Consider the following 20,174-nt stretch of genomic DNA (forward strand, 5'->3'; position numbering starts at 1 on the left):
GGGAAGATCACGCCACGGCGCCCCGGTGCGCACCAGCCACAGCACCGCCTCGACAAACCGCCGGTTGTCGCGACCGCTGCTCCCCCGCGTCCGCTCGTCACCGATGATGTGCGGCGCGATCCGTTCCAACTGACGATCGCTCAGGACAAGTCGAATTCCCAACGCTGCCTCCTCCATGGAGACAACCTTGAATCACGTCCCTTCCCAAACGGGAATCCCTAGAGTCCACAGCTCCTAGGCCGGCCCGTTGCATTTGGATGCAACTGTGTGCATCATTGCTACAGGCACGGATGAATGTCAACTGCACACAAACGCACTCAATGACAAAGACCGCGACGATTTCAGTAAGGGTTCCCGAGGCCGTGAAGGCCGCTGCGGAAAAGGCAGCCGCCGACGACAGTCGATCAACGGCCTCGCTTGTTGAGAAGCTGCTGACGGCTTGGCTTCGCCAACGCGGCTATCTTCCCTCTGATCTGCCGGAGAAGTCCTTCTGGGAAAGGTCAACCGTATGAAAGAGGATGGATGAGGGAGCAGCGTGCGCGCACCTTGCGCTCACCGGGTGACCTTAGATCGCCTCATCGCAGCCCGCGCGACCGCCGCCGAGCTTCTCCTCCGCGACGGCGGGGAGGGGTTGGCGAAGATCTTCGCACGACTCGACGAAGAGGTCCGCGCTCTCGAATCGGTACACGACGCCATCAATCGGGCGCGGGCCATCGCTGGTTGGCCCGCAACAAACACCTGACCCCTCTACCCTGAGAAGCCACGGCCGGCATCCCGCTGACCCCGGCCCGGTATCCAGTCGCCCTTGAGTATATACAATCTGCTTGACTGTCCCGGCGCGCAGATTGTATATACATACCCTATGGAAATCGAGTTCGACCTTGCGAAGGACGCGGCCAACCTCGACAAGCACGGCGTGTCCCTGTCCTGCGCGGCCGATCTCGAAATCCTCGCTTTCGTGGTCGATGACCGCAACGAATACGGCGAGGTCCGGTATCGCGCCTGGGGCCTGATCGACGGCCGGCCGCACTGCCTCGTCTTCACCGACCGCGACGGCCGCATCCGCGCGATCAGCCTGCGCCGCGCGCACGAGAAGGAGATGAGACGCTATGTCCCGCAAGCGCCCTGAGGTCGTGTTCGACGACGACAACCCGGAATGGACTGAGGCGGACTTCGCCCGGGCACGGCCCGCGAGCGAGCTTCCGCCGCATGTTCTGGCCGCCTTTCCTCGCACCCGAGGCGCGCAGAAGGTGCCGAAGAAGGTTGCCCTCTCGATCCGGCTCAGCCCCGAGGTCGTGGAGCATTTCAAGGCCACCGGTCCCGGATGGCAGGGTCGGATCGACGAGGCGCTGAAGAAGTCGATTGCCGGGTAGATGCTCGATGGCTGGCCGGACCAGCCTCACGCTGATCCGGCCCCCTTCGACGCCGCGCGGTTCACGGGCCGCCGCATCGTCTCCCGCGGCGGGTATAGGAAGCCCCGCCCGGAGCTGTCGGAGTTTTGCCACCGCCCGACTAACGCGGCCGCTTCGCGGAGCAACGCTTCCGTCCCGCAGGGTGCGACCCACCCTTTCTCGTGTCACCGCGCGAAAAGCGCGTCGAATGCCGCCGGCGTAAGGGGGCCGGCCCGTTTCTTCCGCCCGCCCGGCCGCGTCGTGTAGAACTGGCCGAGCCAGGCGTTGTCGAGGCGCCGGATGACGCGGACGTGGCGCGGCTCGAGGGGCCAGCGCATGAGCCGCCCCCACGCCTCCACCTCGGCGTAGGCGATCGGGTTCGGCCCCGTCGCGTGCCAGCTGCGCGTCGCCCCCAGCTCGACGAAGGCGCGCCACAGCGGCAGGCCCGCCTCCGGAATGTCGGGGGGGCGCGCCCGATGCGAGATGCGCCTCCAGCGCCTCGACGAGCTGCCGCTCCATGCGGCCGAAGCCGTCCATCATCACCCTTCTCCACGGATCGCGGTTGATCTGCGCGAGGCGGTCAGGCAGGCCGCCATCGTAGGCGGCCAGGCCTCGCGACGTCACCGCACGAGACACCTGCGCCGCCGTACGCGCACGTCCTGCACCCCGCCCGCGCCGCGCATCTCCACGGGCACACGGCGGCCGTCGGGAAGGAGGATGACGGCCTCCCGGCCGTGCACCACGCCGCGCACCTCGCCGCGCCGCCCGCCCGTGTTCGCCGTGCCGTTGGCGAAGCCAAAGAGGCTGCCGATGGCCCCGAGAATGCCCGCGCCGCCCCCTGCGCCGCCGCCGGACGGCGCGAAGAGGTTCTGCAGCGCCATGTCGATCATCCTGTCGGCGACGCGGTCGAGCGCGCTCGCCAGGGCGTCGGCGGCCGAGACGCCGTCGAGGAGATCGCGCACGAAGCCCTGCGTCGCCTCGCCGCGCAGGCGCTGAATCTCCTCGGCCGCCTGCACCGCCTCCTGCTGCCCGGCGTCGAGCTGCGCCTGCGCCACCGTGGCGTCGGCGTAGGCGCCGGCCAGCTGGTCGACCTGCGCGCGCAGCTCGGCCGTGACAGGGATGCCGGCCTGCTGCGCGGCGAGGAGGAGGTCGGTCCGGGCTGAGGCGAACTCGGCCGCTCGGCCGAAGTCGTTGAGGAGCGGGTTGATCTCCGACTGCGCGAGCGTGCCGGCCTTCAGCGCCTGCGTCCGCCGGATGAGCGCCTCGGCCTCGCGGTCGAAGTCATCCGCCCGCTCCTGCGCCCCGCCGCCCCCTCGACTGCCGCCGCTTCCCCCACTACCGCTGCCGCCTGCGGGCGGGGTATAGGTGGGCGGCGTCCAGGTGCGATCGGTCGGGCCCTTCGGCGGCGCGATCGGCGTCCGGTTCTGCAACTCCGCGATGATCTGGTCTTCCTGCGCCGACAGGGCGTCGATCTGCGCCTGCAGGTCGGCGACGCGCTTTTGCGTCGTCGCGCTGTCGGCGGCGCCGAAACCGAGCTTGCGGGCGTTCTCCGTCAGGCCGTCGTCGGCCTGCACGGCGCGCTGCTCTGCCGCCAGGTCGGGCTTCTGCCGGATGAGGTCGTTCGCGCGCTCTTCCAGCGTCGAGGTCCGCTGGTTCTCGAAGGAGCGGAACGACTCGATGAGCTCGACGAGGCTGTCGGCCGCGGAGACGATGGCGGACTTCAGCTCGACGCCCACGGTGTTCGCGATGGTGCGGAACATGCCGTCCAGCTCGGCCGCCGTGGCGATCAGGTTGTCGGACATGACGATGTCCGGCTCGTGGGCGCGGTCGATCGTCGCGCGGATGCCTGCCTCGCCCTGGTCGAGGAGTTCAACGAACCGCTCGCCGGCCGTCCCGCCGAACAGCTCGTCGGCGATGCGGATCTGCGCCGCCCTGTCCATCTGCTCCATGCGGCCGATGATCTCGAGGAGCAGCTCGGACGGGGCCTCGAGCTTGCGCTTCACCTCCTCGGCCGAGTAACCGACGAGGCTGTAGGCGCGCAGCAGGCTCCCGAAGCGGTGACGGTATGCGCTGCTCGACGGGCCGTCGGTTTCGTCGATGATCAAGCCGGAGAGGCGACCCTGGGCTTCGAAGAGCGCGCGCAGCGTACTCAGCAAGTCTTCGTCGGTCAGTCGGCGCGCCCTCTCCGCGATGATGGCGGCTGCGGCGTCGAAGAGGGCGCGGTCGACGATCCCTTCGAAGGCAGCCTCGGCGCGGACCCACTTCTCCGGGCGGTTCCGCTCCCGTTTCTGCTTCAGCTTGAACGACACCCGGTTCCAGACGTTGTCGCCGACGTACTTCGGGTTGATCAGCACTTGGTGGACCGTCCCGCGGGTCCATGGCCGACCCAGGTCGGTCGCGACGCCCCGAGCGTTCAGGGTCTCGGCGCTCTCGCCCTCGGGCTTCGCGTCCACGACGAAGGCGCGATACATCCACTGCACCGTCGACACCTCCTCGGGCGGTCCCGGAACCAGCACCACCCTGTCAGTCTGGATGCTCTTGTGTTCGCCCTTCGTGAGCTCGCCCTTGGGCGTGCCGCCCTGGTCGTCGCCGAAGCCATAGCCGGCCGCGCCACCCTGCCGGAAGCCGTGCTCGATCAGGCGACACTGACCGGCGAAGACCTTCTTCGACAGCTCACTGCTGTACTCGGTCGCCATCATCCGCTTCACGCCCTTGACGATCGTCGAAAGGGCGCTCCCGTCGTTCTCGAACGGCTCAGCACAATACCGAACCTGGATGCCGGCGCGCCGGCAGCGATACTCGTAGTGGGCGCTCTCGTCGGCATCCGGGAACCGGCCCCACCGGCTCACGTCGTAAACGAGGATCGTCGTGAAGTCCGCCGCGCCGCTCTCGACGTCCGCGATCAGCCGCTGAAGCGCGTCGCGTCCCTCGATCCGTAGCCCGCTGCGGCCTTCGTCGGCATACGTTCGGACGATCTCGAGGCCATGCCGGTCGGCATACTGCCGGATCGCGTGGGCCTGGTTCTCCGTCGAGTATTGCTGGTGCTCGGTCGACATGCGCACGTATTGCGCAGCCCGGACAGGAGTTGCGCCTGCCTCGGTCCGCCGGTGATCGCCGCGGTCTCCGCCTCCCGTCACCTGGCCCGGTCCTTTCAGGGCAGGGCCAAGCCCTGCGCCAGATCGCGCGACCGCAGGCATCACCGAGCAGCCGTTTTCGCGCTCCTCAGCCGGCATTGTAGCTGGGGAGGAGCGGAAAAATATTGCCGAAAACGGGCAAGAAGTTTCCGGGCGGGAATGACCGTGATGGCGGCGGCACGACCTACGCCGGGATCGTCGCCGATGCACTCGTCGCGGACCTCGGAGGGACCCACCGGGCCGCGAAGACCCTGATGAACTGGACGGGTGCGGGAGAGCGGACCGTGAAGCATTGGCTTGCTGGCACGCACGGTCCGTGTGGCGATCATCTCCTTGTTCTGATGCGGGAATCGGAAACCGTCTTCTGGGCGATCCTGGCGGCCGCGGGTAGGGCGGATATGGCGGCGACAGCGCATATCCAAGCGGTGCCGCGCGTGACGTCCGGCACTGGACTCTTGGGCCAGCTCGCGCAGGCAGTCGGACCGGCGGGCGAGAAGACACCTGGAGGCGCCGGGCGGGATGACCGTGATGATGACCGTGATCGTCTTGGCTTGGAAGCGCATTGCGGGGCTGCGCCGGACCAGCGCCGGACCTGGTTTCTGGAGGTTGTGGGGGCGGGCTGTCAGGTCGGAGCGGTCGAGATCATGGAGCGCTGGAGGGTCTCGGAGAAGACGGCACGACGGGACATTGCTGCCCTCAAGGCGAAAGGTCTGATGGAGTTCGTCGGCACGCGCCGCTCGGGAAGGTATCGACCAGTTCGCGAAGGCGGCCCTTGAGTTTGCTGCGGTCATAGGGGGGGACGGTGCCCTGATCACGGCGATCGACCACATCGTGACGAGGGTCGCCAACGGCGCCCAGGGCTTCATGACCGCCTCGCGCGTCGCCGTCGGCGCCGGCAACCGGGTGCAGGTCGAGGTCTACGGCACGAAGGGAACCGCCCGCTTCACCAACGAGACGCCGTCGCACTTCGACCTCGCCATCCTCGGCGAGAGCGGCCCGGCGCCGTTCCAGCGCATCCTGAACCGGCCGTCCTCGCCCTACGTCGCCGAGCTAGCCGCCGTGCCGCACGACCTCGTGCCGGTCGGCTACGCCGAGAGCTTCGGCTTCATGATCCACGAGTTCCTGGAGGCCGTCGCCGAGGGCAAGCCCTTCGCCAACGGCTCGATCGAGGACGGCTACCGGGCGGCCCAGGTGCTCGACGCCATCCAGAAGGCGAGCGAAACGAACGCGGCGGTCAAGATCGACTGGGAGAACTGACGATGAAGATCGGGCTCAACACCGACAGCCTCGGGGCGTTCGGCATCGAGGAGATGCTGGACCTCGCCGCCTCGCTCGGCCTCGACACGGTCGAGTTCGGCCTCGGCGGCTGGTCCTCGGCGCCGCATGTCGAGATCGCCACGCTCCTCGCCGACGCCGGCGCCCGCGACCGCCTGAGCGGGCTCCTGCGCGACCGCGGCCTCGCGATCTCGGCGCTCAACGCCTCGGGCAACCCGCTCCATCCGGGCGCGACCGGCCCGAACGACGCCAGGCTCGCCCATGACGCGATCGCGCTGGCGAAGCTCCTCGGCGTCGGGCGGGTCATCATGATGTCCGGCCTGCCCGGCGGCGGCCCCGACGAGAAGATGCCGAACTGGATCACCTCGTCCTGGCCGCTCGAGGCGATGGAGATGCTCGAATGGCAGTGGACCGAGCGGGTGATCCCGTTCTGGACCGACCTCGCCGGCGTGGCGGAGCAGGCCGGCGTCCGGCTCTGCGTGGAGAACCACGGGCGGCAATGCGTCTACAACCCCGACAGCTACTTCCGCCTGCGCGAGGCGGTCGGCCCCGCCGTGGGCATGAACTTCGACCCCTCGCATCTCCTCTGGATGGGCGGCGATCCGGTGGCGGCGATCCAGGCGCTCGGGGGCGAGAACATCTACCACGTCCACGGCAAGGACACCCGCGTCGAGCCCGAGGCGCGCGTGAACGGCACGCTCGACACCCGGCACGTCGTCCCGGTCCCTGGGCGGACCTGGAACTTCGTGCCGCTCGGCCACGGCCTCTCGCGCCGCGGCTGGCTCGAGGTGGTGGGCGCGCTGCGCGACGTCGGCTATGACGACGTGATCTCGATCGAGAACGAGGACTACACGCTCGAGACTCGAGCCGCGATCGCCGAGAGCGTCGACACCCTCCGCTTCGCCATCGCCGAGTCCGCCCGGCGCCGGGAGCCCGCACCGGCATGACAATCGGCGGCCGCCCGGGGCGGTCGCCATCGGCAGCCCATCGGCGCGGTCCGTTACACGACGGGCCGCGTCTGGCTGGCGGTTTTGCCGCAGCCGGCGGCCAGCCGGAAGTGGTGGTGGCCCACGAAGGATCCGGGCCCCCCGCCGACGAATCCGAGTCCGATTCCGCTCGACCTACCCATTTCCCCTCTCGACGTTGTTCCACGCTTCGGAGGCATCCCATATCGTTCGAGCTTCTGGCGGAGCAGGAGTATCCTGACGGGTAGCCGTCACAGGATGATGGTTAAACCTCATCATACCAGCTTCGGCTGCTCAGCTCTCTTCCCTCCCCGCGTGGCCGCCCCTCCCGCGCGGCGAGGTCCGTCCCCCGACGGCGCCCGCCGGGTGACATGCCCATGTCACCCGCTCGACGCGGAGCGGCAGCGGCGGGGAAGGCGGAACCTCGAAGTGAGTCGAACGGCGCCGCGAAATGCGACGCTGATGACGATGCAATGATTTTCACCGTTCATATTCAAAATATTTCGAAATATATTTGCGCAAATTCCGGGGACAGGCAGGCACGCCCGCAATTTTCTTTACGCTGTCATTCTCCACCCGATCAACGTCGACACGCCCGGACCTGTCGATCCGTCGGCCAAACGGAACAGATCAAGCGAGTCCGGTATCAGACCCTCGCGCCCGTTCTTCCGCGGCTCGGGTCGCACACGGGTTCGCCCGGGGATTGCTATGCGGCGGCGAGTTCGACCTGCTCGGCGAGGTCGCGGCCGGCCTCGGCGAAGGCCGCCTCGGCGTCGCGCCCTCTCGGTCAGTACATGACCTCCGCGAGGGTGATCTCGACCGGGGCGCCCGGCGCCGGGATGGCGCTGCCGCGGGCGAGGAGCCAGCCATCGGGGCGCTCGAGGCGGGCGACGATCCGGACCGCCGGGGCCGCGGTCGCGGTCGCGGGCGATGGCAGGGCGAAGGCGATCGCGGTGGCGTCGCCGTCGCTGGGGATGCGGGCCTCGGGCGGGGCCTTCGCGTCCGCCGGGGCGTCGAGGGAGAGGACGAGCACGCCCTTGGGGATGGGGCCGCCGCCGAGATAGGTCACCGAGCCGCGGATCTCCGCCGCGCCCGACGGCGACCCGGACTGCGCCGAAACCGGCCCTGCGGCGGCGGCGACCGCGGCTGCGCCGGCGGCGACCAGCACCGTCCTGCGATCCGTAGGCATCGCGAGGCCTCCCTTCTGCGGCCGCGCCGGCGGGAGCGCCCGGAGGCGCCCCCGCCGGCGGGGGCTAGATGATGACGAAGTTGTCCGCCGACAGGCGGAGGTTCGCGTCGAGCCAGGCGAACTGCACCGCGTCGTCCGCGCCGTCGCCGTCGGCGTCGTAGGAGAGCGCGCCGCTGTCGCGGTCGTAGAGGATGCGGTCGTCGGCGTCCTGCGCCACGCCGGCGGCGCTCCGCCGGAACGCCGCCCCGTCGAGCCCGCCCTCGTCGCCCAGCGCGGCGAAGATCAGGTTGTCGAGCAGGATCAGGTCGTCGCGCACGGCGAAGTCCGTGATCGTGTCGACGTTGCCGGCGCCGAGCGCGGTCGAGAACCGGAACGAATCCGACCCCGCGCCGCCGCGGAGGATGTCGGCCTCCAGCCCGCCGTCGAGGAGGTCGGCGCCGGCGCCGCCGCGCAGGACGTCCGAGCCCGCCACGCCCGGCTCCTCCGGGGCGGGCGGGAAGTCGACCGAGACGTTCACCTTGTAGGCCGAGCCCTCCGGCACCGACGGATCCCAGTCGCCGGTGAACGGCGACCACTGGCCCTCCAGCACGTAGTAGCTGCCGGTCTCCTCCACGACGTAGACGATGCTCGAATCGCGCCCGCTCAGCGAGCCGGGATCGCCGCCGCCGTCGTCGTTCTCCGCGACGATCGCGCCGTCGGCGTCGAGGAGCCGCACCCAGCTGTCATGGACGTCCGGGTCGGCGATGCCGTCGATGTCGATGGTGATGACCGTCCCGGCCGCGAGGTCGATCCGGTAGTAGCCGCCCGCCCCGGTGCCGACCGCGTTGACCGTGGAGTGCAGGACGCTCGTCGAGTCGAAGATGTCCGGGTCGTCGGCCAGCGAGAAGTTGTTCGAGATGTCGAAGGCGTTCGCGATCGAGTCGTTGGTCGCGTCCGGCCCCAGCGTGGCGTAGCCGCTGCCGAGCCCCGGCCGCGGCGGCGCGTCGCCGGCATAGGCGAAGTCGCCGAGCAGCGTGTCCGCCCCGCGCCCGCCGTTCAGCACGTCGTCGCCGCCCTGCCCGGTCAGCACGTTGGCCCCGCGCGAACCGCTCAGCCGGTCGTCGTAGCCGGTGCCCGCGAGGTTCTCGATCGAGCGGTAGACGTCGCCGCCCGAGCCGTCGCCGCCGAGCGCCAGGACCATGCCGCGGCGCGCGCCGGAATAGTCGGCCGTGTCGCTGCCGGCCCCGCCGACCAGCCGGTCGGCCCCGCCGGCGCCGGAGAGCGTGTCGTCGCCCGCCCCGCCGTAGAGCGCGTTCGCGCCCGCGTCGCCGATCAGCCGGTCGTCGTGGTCGGAGCCGAGGACGTTCTCGAACCCGACGACGAAGTCGTGCCGGATCGCCGAGCCGCGGCCGACGATCTGCACCGGCCCGTCGGCGTCGCCGCCGCTCGCCGTGCCGGCCGCGAGGTCGACCGTCACCGCGCCCGTGCTGCCCGCGTAGACCACCGTGTCGACGCCGGAGCCGCCGTCGAGGTAGTCCTGCCCGGCCCCGCCGATCACCGTGTCGTCGCCGGCCTCGCCGTAGAGGATGTCGCCGTCCCGGCCGCCGTCGAGGATGTCGTCGCCGCCGCCGCCATTGAAGTAGTCGCCGCCGCCCTGGCCCCGGAAGTGGTTGGCGGCCTCCGTGCCGATGAACCGGTCGATGCGGTCGTCCGAGCCGATCAGGTTCTCGATGCTGTCGAAGGTGTCGCCCGAGGCGGTGCCGCCGCTCGCCACGTTGGTCGCGAGGTTGACGAGGAGCTGGAACGGGCTCTCGCGGCTGTAGTCCACCGTGTCGACGCCCGCGCCGCCGCGGAAGACGTCCATCCCCGCCTGGCCGCTCAGCGTGTCGTCGCCGCAGCCGCCGTCGAGGATGTCGTCGCCCTGCCCGCCGAGGATGACGTCGTCGCCAGCGCCGCCATAGAGCGTGTCGTCGCCGTCGTCGCTCTCGGTCTGGTCCTCCAAGTCCTCGACGGCGATGGTGTTGTTGATGTCGCGGCTGGCCAGCGAGTCGCGCCCGCCGATGATCAGGTCGTCGCCGCCCATCCCGAAGATCGTGTCGTCGCCGCCCGCGCCGTCGAGCGTCTCGTCACTTTCGTCGCCGTAGATGATGCTGGTCAGCGTGTCGTCGCCCGCCCCGCCCGGCAGGGCGTCGGCTTCGCCGCCCGCGTCGGCGAAGGCCCCGGCCGCGTAGATGATCGTCTCGACGTTGGCGATGCTGCCGAGGTTCAGGCCCGGCGCGACCACGACCACCGTGTCGTTCCCGCCGCCTTCGTCCTCGACCACGAGGTCGTCGAGCGAGTCGACGAAATAGGTGTCGTCCCCGCCGTTGCCCGCCATCCGGTCGCCGCCGCCGCGGCCGTCGAGCACGTTCGCCCCGTCGTTGCCGATCAGGATGTCCGCATAGGCGCTGCCGACGCCGTTCTCGACGTAGTAGTCGGTCGCGTCCGCATTGTGCCCGGCGAAGATCGAGACGTTGTTGCTGTGGCCGTTGACGCTGGAGAACTGCCCCGCGCGCAGGTCGAGGATCGTCCCCGCCGTCGAGCCGGAGAAGTCGAGGACGTCCGTGCCGCCGGTGTCGTGGATCACGAAGCCGACGTCGTGCTGCATCCCCGCCGCCGTCAGCAGGTAGCCGTATTGCGCGCTGCCGAAGCCGTAGACGTTGTCGCCGGTGTTGAGGTCGATGTGCCGGTAGGTGCGCTCGCCGTTCGCGTCGACGGTCGAGAAGAACCGCCGGATCACCGCCTCGATGTCGGCCATCAGCGGCGTCACCGCCGACCAGCGCGAGGTCGCGCCGACGTCGATCCCGTCGAAGTAGGACATGACGCTGTATTGCTGGCGGTCGTAGATCCAGGTCGCGTTGTTGAGGTAGTTGATCTGCACCCCGCCCGGGCCGCTGTAATTGTAGAGGCCGGGATGGTTCAGGCCGAACTCGTGGCCGAACTCATGGACATAGGAATCGAAGACGTAGCCGCCGATGTCGGTCTTGTTCGGCTCGGTGTCGTGGAAGCGCTGGCCGATGCTGACGTAGCGGTTGGCGGAATAGGCGCTGCCGTCGTCCTGCTCGCCGAGCTCCGGGCTCACCACCTCGATCCAGTCGACGTCCGGGTCGAACGGCGCGTCCTCGACGATCTCGAACTTCAGCGGCGTGACCGAGGACCACATCTGCAGCGCGCCGATCGCCGCGGCCTTGTACTCGGGATGGTCGGCGAGCTCGGAGACGTTGATCCGGAGGGTGCCGGCCGCGAGCTCCGGCGTCAGGCTGCGGTCGAGCGCGCCGAGATAGTCGAGAAAGCCCTCGTAGTCCTCGCTCTTGCCGTAGGGATTGTCGGGGGTCTGGTCATTATCCCGCCACGCGTCGCTGGCATCGTCTGGCATCGCAGAGCTCCTCTCTCACGATCGTGCGCACCCGAAGTCCGTCCCGTCCCGCAGCCGAAACGCCGCCGTCGCCGCGAGCATCGCCGCTCCGCCCGGTCCAGCGCCAGATAACTCGCTCGTGAGACGTGTCTACCCCGGCGACGACGCGAGCGGCATCCCGCCGCCTCGGGCCGCCGCGCGCTGGAGCGGTCAGCGGCGAATCGCCCCAGCATGTCAGCAGCTTGTCCTCCGCGCTTCATCCGCGTCTCAGGCGGGCGCATAGCGCGCCGACGGGCCGATCGGCCCGGACGCGACCGCCGCGCCGCGCTCCACGAGGTCGATCAGATGCGCGAGCACGTTGCGCGCCGCGGCCGGGCGCAGGGCGGGCCCGAGGTCGGGATAGACCACGGCCACGATCTCCGGGATGCTCGCCGCCCCGCCGGCCATCGCCGCACGGATCTGCGCCGTCCGCTCGGCCCGGTGCGCCCGCTGCCAGGCGATCATGCCCCGCGGATCGGCGAGCGGCGCGCCGTGGCCGGGGAGATAGACGCCCTCGGCGCGGCCTTCGAGCCGGTCGAGGCTGGCGAGGAACGCCCCGAGGTCGCCGTCCGGCGGCGAGATCAGCGTCGTCGCCCAGCCCATCACCGTGTCGCCGGAGAACAGCGCCCCCGCCTCCGGCCAGGCGAAGCAGAGATGGTCGCCGAGATGGCCGGGCGTGTGGATCGCCTCCAGCCGCCAGCCGTCGCCCGCCACCACCTCGCCGTCGCCGAGGCGCCGGTCGGGCGCGAAGCCCGCGGCGATCCCCTCGCCGCCGCCGAGCGCGCCCTCCGCGGCAAGCCGCGCCATGACCGGCGTCCGCTCCCGCCGCCCGAAGCCGAGCACCGGCGCGTCGAGCCGCGCCGCGAGCCCCGCCGCGCCGCCGACATGGTCGGCATGGCCATGGGTGGCGAGGATCGCCCGCACCCGCGCCCCGGCGGGGACCGCCGCCGCCACCGCGTCGAGATGGCGCGGGTCGTCCGGCCCGGGGTCGATCACCGCGACGTCGCGCCCGGCCCCGACGAGGTAGGTCCGCGTCCCGGTGAAGGTCATCGGCCCCGGATTGGCCGCGGTGACCGCCACGATCCCCGGCGCCAGCGGCTCGGCAACCCCGTGCGCCGGGGCATGGTCGCGCCGGAAAGGATCCCCCGCCATCCGCGCGCTCCCTCCCGCGGCGCTTGCGCCGCCCGGCGCGCCGGCGTAACGCCGCGCCATGCAGCTGCCGAGCGCCAGGTCGTTCCTGCCCCACAGCCTGTTCGGCCGGGCGCTGATGATCCTACTCGTGCCGATGGTGCTGCTGCAACTGCTGGTGGGGCTGGTGTTCTTCCAGCGCCACTACCTGCGCGTCACCGAGCAGATGACCCGCGGTGTCGCGCTGGAGCTGCGCGCGGCGATGCAGGCGATCGAGGCGGCGCCCGACGCCGACGCCGCGCGCGCCGATCTCGCCGTCCTCTCCCGGCCGCTGCGGCTGGCGCTGCGGCTCGAGCCCGACGCCACCCTCTCGCCGGGCGTGCGCCGGCCCTTCGACGACCTGACCGGCCGGGCGCTCGCCGCCACGCTCGAGGACGAGCTGCCCGGGCCGCTCGCCATCGACCTCGCCTCCAATCCGCGCGTCGTCCATATCGGCGCCCCGACCGGCAAGGGCGTCCTCGTCGCCGTGGTGCCGCGCAACCGGATGAGCGTCTCGAACCCCCACCAGCTCCTCGTGCTGATGGTCGGGGCGTCGCTGGTGCTCGGCGCGGTCGCGGTCTTGTTCCTGCGCAACCAGGTCCGTCCGATCCGCCAGCTCGCCGAGGCCTCCGAGGCCTTCGGCAAGGGCCGCTCCGTGCCGTTCCGCCCGGCCGGCGCCGAGGAGGTGCGCCGCGCCGGCAACGCCTTCCTCTCCATGCGCTCGCGCATCGAGCGGCAGATCGAGCAGCGCACGCAGATGCTCTCCGGGGTCAGCCACGACCTGCGCACGCCGCTCACCCGGATGCGGCTGACGCTCGAGCTTCTCGACGCCGACGAGGACGAGGTCGAGGGCCTGCGCGGCGACATCTCGCAGATGGAGCGGATGCTCGAGGAGTTCCTCGCCTTCGCCCGCGGCGACCAGCTCGAGGAGAGCGCGCCGACCGACCCCTTCCTCCTCGCCGGGCGCCTCGTCGAGGACGCCGAGCGCGGCGGCGCCCGCGTGACCCTCGCCGCCCTGAACGAGACGCCGCAGGACCCTTACGTGCAGATGCGCCCCGTCGCGGTGCGCCGGGCGCTGGAGAACCTCGTCGGCAACGCCGCCCGCTACGGCGAGCACGTAGCGCTCTCGGTGCGGCTCCTGCCCAAGACCCTCGACTTCGTCGTCGAGGACGACGGCCCCGGCATCGCGCCCGAGGACCGCGCCCGCGCGCTCGCGCCGTTCTCCCGCCTCGACGCCGCCCGCAACCAGGACGCCGGCGGCGGCGTCGGCCTCGGCCTCGCCATCGCGCTCGACGTCGCCCGCGGCCACGGCGGCAGCCTCGAGCTCGGCCGCAGCCCCGACCTCGGCGGCCTCCGCGCCGTCCTGCGCCTCCCGCGATAGCCCGCCGGCACGCCACGCCCCTGGGGGCAGCCCCCGCCGAGACCGGGCGCTCGCCCTGCGCCCGCCGCGGCAGGACCGCCGGCCCGGCACCCGACGACACGTCGGCAGCGCCCAGCCCCGACCTCGGCGCGCGAGTCCTGCGCCCGCCGTGGTCGTTCCCGCCGCTCTGCGGAAGCCGCGGCGCAGCCGGATGCGACGGGCGCTCCCGGCCCTACCGCTCCGGCGCGTCCGCCGCCTCGCCATCGGCGGCGAGGCTGGCGCGCAGCGCATCGAGGCGGGGCCCCGCGAGCGCCGTCAGCGTGATCGCCGCGCCGTCGGGCAGGCTCCCCATGCCCGACACCACCGCGACGATGCGCGCCGCCGCCCCCTGCCCCGCCAGCACCGGCGCCCCGGAGACGCCGCGCTCCACCGCGCAGCCGACGACCAGCAGCCCGTCGATCGCCCCGAGCGGCGGGCAATCCTCGCTGATCGAGGGGGCCTGCGAGCGGTCGCGGGCATAGGACACGATGGTCAGCGCCAGCTCGCCCGGGTCGAGCGCCCCGACCGCGAAGGGCGCCGCCGCCGCCGGCACGGCGGCGTCGAGCTCGAGGAGCGCGATGTCCGACTTCAGGTCCGCCGCCCGCGGCGCCGCCTGCGCGCTGAACTCCGGCGGCAGCGCCGCCCGCGCCACCCGGCGCACCCCGAGGTTCTCCTCCATCCGCTGCCCGGGCACGAAGCGGAACTCCGAGAGCGGCACCCGCGCCAGCGTGCGCGGGTGAAACAGGCAATGCGCCGCCGTCAGGATCTCGCGCTCCGAGACCAGCGCCGCGGTGCAGAACCGCGTCCCCGCCACGTTGAGCCGCCCGATGCCGCGAAACGCCGCCGCCTCGCTTGCGTCGAGCAGCCGCCGCCCGTCCCGCTCGACCGGCGCCTCCTGCCCCGCCGCCGCAAAGGCGACCAGCGCCAGCGCCAGCCCGGCGAGCGCCCTCACCGCGCCGCCAGCGCCGGCGGCTTCGGCCCCCCGGTCGCCCAGTCGAGCAGCTCGACCGTATGCACCACCGGCGTCGCCACCGCCGCGCCGATCTGCATCATGCAGCCGATGTTGCCCGCCGCGATCGCCTGCGGCCGCTTCTCCTCCAGCGTCGCCGCCTTGCGCGCCCTGAGCGCCCCCGAAAGCTCCGGCTGCAACAGGTTGTAGGTCCCCGCCGAGCCGCAGCAGAGATGCGCGTCGCGCGGCTCCACCACCTCGAACCCCGCCGCCTTCAGCAGCGCCTTCGGCGCCGCCCTGACCTGCTGCCCGTGCTGCAACGAGCAGGCCGCGTGATAGGCGATCCGCATCGGCTCGGCCTGCGTCGGCTCGCGCAGCCCGAGATCGGCCATCACCTCCGAGACGTCCCGCGCCAGCCCCGCCACGACCCGCGCATCCGCCTCCAGCGGATCGCCCGCGAACATGACGCCGTAATCCTTCACCGTCGTCCCGCACCCGGAGGCGTTCACCACCACCGCGTCGAGCCCTGCCCCCCGCGCCTCGGCCATCCACGCCCGGATGTTGCGCGCCGCCGAGGCGTGGCTCTCGCCGACCTTGCCCATGTGATGCGTCAGCGCCCCGCAGCACCCCATGCCGTCCGCTATCACCACCTCGCAGCCGTGCCGGGTCAGCAGCCGCACCGTCGCCGCATTGATGTCGCCGTTCAGCGCCCGCTGCGCGCAGCCCGTCAGCAGCGCCACCCGCCGCCGCCGGGGGCCGACGGCGGGGATCACCTGCGGCTTGTCGAGCGGCCCCGGCGGCTCGATCCGCGCCGGCGCCATGGCGAGCATCGCCCGCAGCCGCGCGTCGGGCAGCAGCCCCGCGAACGGCCGCCCCAGCTTCGCCGCCAGCAGCGCCAGCCGGAACCGCCCCGGATAGGGCAGCACCTTCGCCAGGGCCCAGCGCAGCGCCCGCTCCAGCGGCGGCCGCCGCCAGGTCCGCTCGATATGGGCGCGGGCATGGTCGACGAGATGCATGTAGTCGACGCCCGACGGACAGGTCGTCATGCAGGAGAGGCACGACAGGCAGCGGTCGATGTGCTTCACCGTCTGCGCGTCGGCGGGCCTGCCCGCCTCCAGCATGTCCTTGATCAGGTAGATGCGCCCGCGCGGACTGTCCGCCTCGTCGCCGAGCACCTGATAGGTCGGGCAGGTCGCCGTGCAGAACCCGCAATGCACGCAGGTCCGCAGGATGCGGTTCGACCGCGCGACCTCCGGGTCGCGCAGCTGCTCGGGGGTGAAACTCGTCTGCACCTCAGGCCTCCGCACCGGCCCCGCGGCCGGGATCGGGAACGCCGGCCCCGCGGCCGGGATCGGGCACGCCCGCCGGGTCGAAGCGGGCGCGCGACCCGGCCAGCCCCGACGCGACAGGGGCGCGCATCGGCCCGGGGGTGAAATCCGTCTGCATTCAGGCCTCCGCGCCGGCCATGCGGCCGGGATTGAGGATGCCCGCCGGGTCGAACCGCGCGCGCAACCCCGCCGACAGCGCCGCGACCGCAGCGGGCTCGGGCGGGAAAGCCCCGTGCCGCGCCTTCGCCGCCGGCGAGGCCCGCACCAGCGTGGCGTGGCCGGGGATGCCCGCGAGCGCCGCGCGCACGTCCGTCTCCTCCGGCGCCAGCGCCCAGACGAGGCCGCCCGCCCAGTCGAGCAGCAGCTCCGCCCCCGGCAGCGCCGCGGCGACCCGCGCCCCGTCCGTCGGCCGCGCCGAGACGCGCCAGACCGCGCCCTCGCGCCCCGCGAAGCCGGCGGCGTCGCGCAGCCAGGCCCAGTCGCCCGGCCCCTCGACCACCCGCGCCGGCCCGAACCGGTCGAGCGCCCGCGCCAGCGCCCGCGCCCGGTGCGCCACCGACCCGGCCAGCCCCTCCAGCCGCAGCATCGTCGCCGGCCCGTCGCCGAGCCCGGCCGGCACGTGCGCCGCGGCGCTGACGTCGAAGGGCGAGCCGGTCGCCGCCGTCATCAGCTCCACCGCCGGCGCGACGTCGAGCCCGTCCCAGACCAGCGTCGCCGTCGCCTGCGCCCCCGGCAGCAGCTTGAACGCCACCTCGGTCAGCACCCCGAGCGTGCCGTGGCTGCCCGCCATCAGCTTCACGAGATCAAGCCCGGTGACGTTCTTCATCACCCGCCCGCCGTTCTTGACGACCGCCCCGGTCCCGTCGACGAAGCGCACCCCGATCATCGCGTCCCGGCACGCCCCGGCCTGGATGCGCCGCGGCCCGGAGGCGTTCGTCGCCGCCATGCCCCCCACCGTCGGCGCCCCGTTCGCGCCGGTCAGCGGCCGCGCGTCCCACGGCTCGAACGGCAGCCGCTGCCCCTCCGCGGCCAGCGCCGCCTCCACCTCGGCGAGCGGCGTCCCGGCGCGCACCACCATGGTCAGCGCCCCCGGCTCGTAGAGCGCGATCCCGGCGAGCCCCGCGGTCGACAGCGCCTCGCCCTCGACCGCCCCGCCGATCCCGCGCGTGCCGCCGCCCCGGATCGCCAGCGGCCGCCGCGCCGCGGCGGCGTCGCGGACGATCCCGGCAAGCTCCTCCTCGCTGGCGGGGGCGTGCGCGGACATGGGCTCAGGCCGCCCGCCGGGCTGCGGTATGGGCGAGCGGGAACACCTTGGCCGGATTGAGCAGCCAGCGCGGGTCGAAGACGTCCTTCACCCGCAGCTGCGCCTCGATGTCGGCGGGGTCGTACTGCACGTCCATCAGGTCGCGCTTCTCCACCCCCACCCCGTGCTCGCCGGTCAGGCAGCCGCCGACCTCGACGCAGAGCCGCAGGATGTCGGCCCCGAGCTCCTCCGCCTTGTGCAGGTCGCCCGGCTTGTTGGCGTCGTAGAGGATCAGCGGGTGCATGTTGCCGTCGCCCGCGTGGAAGACATTGGCCACCCCGAGCCCGTAGCTCTCGGTCAGCTCGCCGATCCGGCGCAGCACGAACGGCAGCTCGCTCACCGGAATGGTGCCGTCGAGACAGATATAGTCCGCGATCTGCCCCATGGCGCCGAAGGCCGACTTGCGCCCCTTCCAGATCAGCGCGCTCTCCTCCGCCGAGCCGCTCTCGCGGATCACCTCCGGCCCGTGCCGCTCGGCGATGGCGATCACCTTCTGGAGCTGCTCCGCGATCTCCGGCTCCGAGCCCTCGACCTCGACGATCAGCAGCGCCTCCACGTCCGGATAGCCGGCATGGGCGAAGGCCTCGCAGGCGCGGATGCAGGGCCGGTCCATGAACTCGATCGCCACGGGCAGGATCCCCGCCCGGATGATGTCCGAGACGCAGGCCCCCGCCACCTCGTTCGACCCGAACCCGAACAGCACCGGCCGCGCCCCCTCGGGCTTGCGCAGGATGCGCAGGGTCGCCTCGGTGACGACGCCGAGCTGCCCCTCCGAGCCGCAGACCACGCCGAGGAGGTCGAGCCCCGGCGCGTCGAGATGCGCGCCGCCGATCTCGACCACCGTCCCGTCCATCAGCACCATGGTCACGCCGAGCAGGTTGTTGGTCGTCACCCCGTATTTCAGGCAATGCGCGCCCCCGGAGTTCATGCCGATATTGCCGGCGATGGCGCAGGCGAGCTGGCTCGACGGGTCGGGGGCATAGAAGAAATCGTCCGCCTCCACCGCGCCGGTGACGCTCAGGTTCGTCCGCCCCGTCTGCACCCGGATGAAGCGGTTGGCGTAGTCGACCTCCAGCACCTCGGTCAGCCGCGCCACCCCGAGCAGCACCGCGTCCGCCGTCGGCAGCGAGCCGCCCGCAAGGCTCGTCCCCGCGCCGCGCGGCACCACCTTCACGCCCATCTCCGAGCAGATCCGCATCACCGCCGCCACCTCGGCCGTCGAGGACGGCAGCGCCACCGCGAGCGGCGGGCAGCGATAGGCGGTCAGCGCGTCGCACTCGTAGGCGCGCACCTCGTTCGGCTCCGAGATCACCCCGCCCGGCAGCGCCGCGCGCAGCCGCGCCACGATCTCGGCCTTCAGCCCGAGGATACGGGGATCGGGATCCGGCATCTCCATGGGAACCTCCCGGGTCGCGTCCTGCCCGCATCGTAGGTCCGCCCGACCCGGAAGCCAAGACCGCCGCCCGCGACGCCCCTCCGCGCAGGGCCTGTGTCCGGGAATCGTGCAAGATCGTGCAGGATCGTGCATGTTCAGGCGCCCGGCCACGAGATATCAATGACTTGGCTCGTGTCCACGCGTGAACGCCCGGACCTGCCTTCTCAGCCGTAGCGTTCCGGCCCCAGCCACTGCGCCTCGTTGTAGCGATCCCCGTGCGCCCAGCCCACGGGCAGCGTCGCCTCGATCCGCGCCAGATCCTCCGCCCCGAGCTCCAGCGCCTCGCCGGCGACCAGCTCGCGGAGATGCGCCGCCGAGCGGGTGCCGGGGATCGGCACGACATGCTCGCCGCGCGACAGCGTCCAGGCGATGGCCAGCGCCGCGGCCGAGGTCCCCATCTCCGCCGCCAGCCGCCGGAAGGCGTCGACATGGGCGAGGTTCGCCGCGAGGTTCGGCGTCATGAAGCGCGGGTTCACCCGCAGGAACTCCGACGCCGCCACCGCCTCCGGCCCCGGCGGCGCGTCGGTCAGCAGGCCCCGCCCCACCGGCGAGAAGGCCACCAGCGTGGTCCCCAGCTCGGCGCAGGCCTGCACCAGCCCGAGATCGGGCGCGCGGGTCTGCAGCGAGTACTCCGACTGCACCGCCGCCACCGGATGAACCGCCGCCGCCCGCCTGAGCGACGAGGGCGCGATCTCCGAGAACCCGATCGCCCGGGTCTTGCCGGCCCGCGCCAGCTCGCCCATCGCGCCGGCCACCTCCTCGATCGGCACGGCCGGGTCGCGGCGGTGGACGTAGAAGAGATCGACGCTGTCGAGCCCCAGCCGCCTCAGGCTGCCCTCCAGCTCGGCGGCGAGATGCTCCGGCCGGTTGTCGATCCGCCGCGCCCCGGTCTCCGGGTCGCGCGCGATCGCCGCCTTGGTGGCGATGCGGAAATACCCGTGCCGCGCCTTGCCCTGCTTCGCGAGGAACGCCCCGACGATCCGCTCCGACCGCCCCATCCCGTAGATGTTGGCGGTGTCGATATGGTCGATCCCGAGATCGAGCGCCGCCGTCAGCGTCGCCTCCGACTCCGCGTCGCTCGCCTGCCCGTAGACGCCCGCGAACGACATCGCCCCGAGCCCGACCGCCGCGATCTCCAGCCCCCCCGCCCCCAACCGCCGCTTCCGCATCCCGCCCCCCCCGAATTCCGCCGCGGGACCCTAAGCCCGCCGCCGCCCCGGTCAACCC

19 protein-coding genes are annotated in these 20,174 nt (G+C 72.1%); 7 read left to right on the top strand and 12 right to left on the bottom strand.

What is annotated here, in order from left to right; all coding sequences use genetic code 11:
* On the bottom strand, positions 1-162 hold a 162-nt coding region (locus KBB57_RS18095), incomplete at its 3' end, for a transposase (protein WP_290753330.1).
* A 158-nt stretch (positions 163-320) separates the two neighbouring features.
* On the opposite strand from KBB57_RS18095, the gene KBB57_RS18100 reads away from it, so the two are divergent.
* From KBB57_RS18100 to KBB57_RS18110, 3 genes are all read left to right on the top strand, one after another.
* Positions 321-512: a hypothetical protein gene (locus KBB57_RS18100; protein ID WP_290753289.1), complete on the top strand. Its 192-nt coding sequence runs from the start codon at positions 321-323 to the stop codon at positions 510-512.
* Positions 513-862: 350 nt separating this feature from the next.
* Positions 863-1,129: a BrnT family toxin gene (locus tag KBB57_RS18105; RefSeq protein ID WP_290753292.1), complete on the top strand. Its 267-nt coding sequence runs from the start codon at positions 863-865 to the stop codon at positions 1,127-1,129.
* Positions 1,110-1,373 carry a BrnA antitoxin family protein gene (locus KBB57_RS18110; protein ID WP_290753294.1) on the top strand — a complete coding sequence of 88 codons (264 nt, stop codon included), beginning with the start codon at positions 1,110-1,112 and terminating at the stop codon, positions 1,371-1,373. Before KBB57_RS18105 ends, KBB57_RS18110 begins: the two co-directional genes overlap by 20 nt.
* Before the next feature lie 203 nt (positions 1,374-1,576).
* Here KBB57_RS18110 and KBB57_RS18115 read toward each other — a convergent pair whose 3' ends face one another.
* Together KBB57_RS18115 and KBB57_RS18120 are read right to left on the bottom strand one after the other, a co-directional pair.
* Complete coding sequence (locus KBB57_RS18115) at positions 1,577-1,729, bottom strand: hypothetical protein (RefSeq protein ID WP_290753297.1); 153 nt, start codon at positions 1,727-1,729, stop codon at positions 1,577-1,579.
* Positions 1,730-2,011: 282 nt separating this feature from the next.
* Complete coding sequence (locus KBB57_RS18120; protein WP_367272720.1) at positions 2,012-4,624, bottom strand: recombinase family protein; 2,613 nt, start codon at positions 4,622-4,624, stop codon at positions 2,012-2,014.
* A gap of 26 nt (positions 4,625-4,650) precedes the next feature.
* On the opposite strand from KBB57_RS18120, the gene KBB57_RS18125 reads away from it, so the two are divergent.
* The 3 genes from KBB57_RS18125 to KBB57_RS18135 are packed head-to-tail and all read left to right on the top strand — an operon-like array spanning position 4,651 to position 6,747.
* Positions 4,651-5,301 carry a DeoR family transcriptional regulator gene (locus KBB57_RS18125; RefSeq protein WP_290753299.1) on the top strand — a complete coding sequence of 217 codons (651 nt, stop codon included), beginning with the start codon at positions 4,651-4,653 and terminating at the stop codon, positions 5,299-5,301.
* Between the two features lie 55 nt (positions 5,302-5,356).
* Complete coding sequence (locus tag KBB57_RS18130; protein ID WP_290753301.1) at positions 5,357-5,782, top strand: Gfo/Idh/MocA family oxidoreductase; 426 nt, start codon at positions 5,357-5,359, stop codon at positions 5,780-5,782.
* Positions 5,783-5,784: 2 nt separating this feature from the next.
* Entirely contained in the window at positions 5,785-6,747 is a 963-nt protein-coding gene (locus tag KBB57_RS18135) for a sugar phosphate isomerase/epimerase (RefSeq protein ID WP_290753305.1), read from the top strand.
* 805 nt (positions 6,748-7,552) lie between these two features.
* Here KBB57_RS18135 and KBB57_RS18140 read toward each other — a convergent pair.
* The 3 genes from KBB57_RS18140 to KBB57_RS18150 all read right to left on the bottom strand — a co-directional run bounded on the left by KBB57_RS18140 (position 7,553) and on the right by KBB57_RS18150 (position 12,518).
* Positions 7,553-7,954 carry a hypothetical protein gene (locus KBB57_RS18140; protein WP_290753308.1) on the bottom strand — a complete coding sequence of 134 codons (402 nt, stop codon included), beginning with the start codon at positions 7,952-7,954 and terminating at the stop codon, positions 7,553-7,555.
* Between the two features lie 64 nt (positions 7,955-8,018).
* Positions 8,019-11,348 carry a M10 family metallopeptidase C-terminal domain-containing protein gene (locus tag KBB57_RS18145; protein WP_290753310.1) on the bottom strand — a complete coding sequence of 1,110 codons (3,330 nt, stop codon included), beginning with the start codon at positions 11,346-11,348 and terminating at the stop codon, positions 8,019-8,021.
* A gap of 246 nt (positions 11,349-11,594) precedes the next feature.
* On the bottom strand, positions 11,595-12,518 hold the full coding sequence (locus tag KBB57_RS18150) for an MBL fold metallo-hydrolase (RefSeq protein WP_290753312.1): 924 nt from the start codon (positions 12,516-12,518) through the stop codon (positions 11,595-11,597).
* 58 nt (positions 12,519-12,576) lie between these two features.
* Between KBB57_RS18150 and KBB57_RS18155 the strand changes: the two genes are divergently transcribed.
* Complete coding sequence (locus tag KBB57_RS18155; RefSeq protein ID WP_290753315.1) at positions 12,577-13,914, top strand: ATP-binding protein; 1,338 nt, start codon at positions 12,577-12,579, stop codon at positions 13,912-13,914.
* 211 nt (positions 13,915-14,125) lie between these two features.
* On the opposite strand, the gene KBB57_RS18160 is transcribed toward KBB57_RS18155, so the two are convergent.
* From KBB57_RS18160 to KBB57_RS18185, 6 genes are all read right to left on the bottom strand, one after another.
* Positions 14,126-14,884: a trypsin-like serine protease gene (locus KBB57_RS18160; protein WP_290753317.1), complete on the bottom strand. Its 759-nt coding sequence runs from the start codon at positions 14,882-14,884 to the stop codon at positions 14,126-14,128.
* A complete protein-coding gene (glcF, locus tag KBB57_RS18165; protein WP_290753319.1) occupies positions 14,881-16,173 on the bottom strand; it encodes a glycolate oxidase subunit GlcF in 1,293 nt (430 codons plus the stop codon). Before glcF ends, KBB57_RS18160 begins: the two co-directional genes overlap by 4 nt.
* Position 16,174: 1 nt before the next feature.
* A complete protein-coding gene (locus tag KBB57_RS18170; RefSeq protein ID WP_290753322.1) occupies positions 16,175-16,327 on the bottom strand; it encodes a hypothetical protein in 153 nt (50 codons plus the stop codon).
* Entirely contained in the window at positions 16,328-17,473 is a 1,146-nt protein-coding gene (locus tag KBB57_RS18175) for an FAD-binding protein (protein WP_290753324.1), read from the bottom strand.
* A gap of 4 nt (positions 17,474-17,477) precedes the next feature.
* Entirely contained in the window at positions 17,478-18,908 is a 1,431-nt protein-coding gene (locus KBB57_RS18180) for an FAD-linked oxidase C-terminal domain-containing protein (protein WP_290753326.1), read from the bottom strand.
* Between the two features lie 203 nt (positions 18,909-19,111).
* Complete coding sequence (locus KBB57_RS18185) at positions 19,112-20,116, bottom strand: aldo/keto reductase (RefSeq protein ID WP_290753328.1); 1,005 nt, start codon at positions 20,114-20,116, stop codon at positions 19,112-19,114.
* Between the last annotated feature and the right edge of the window lie 58 nt (positions 20,117-20,174).

Origin of the sequence: Amaricoccus sp. (assembly GCF_017993425.1) — a bacterium.
Lineage (GTDB): Bacteria > Pseudomonadota > Alphaproteobacteria > Rhodobacterales > Rhodobacteraceae > Amaricoccus.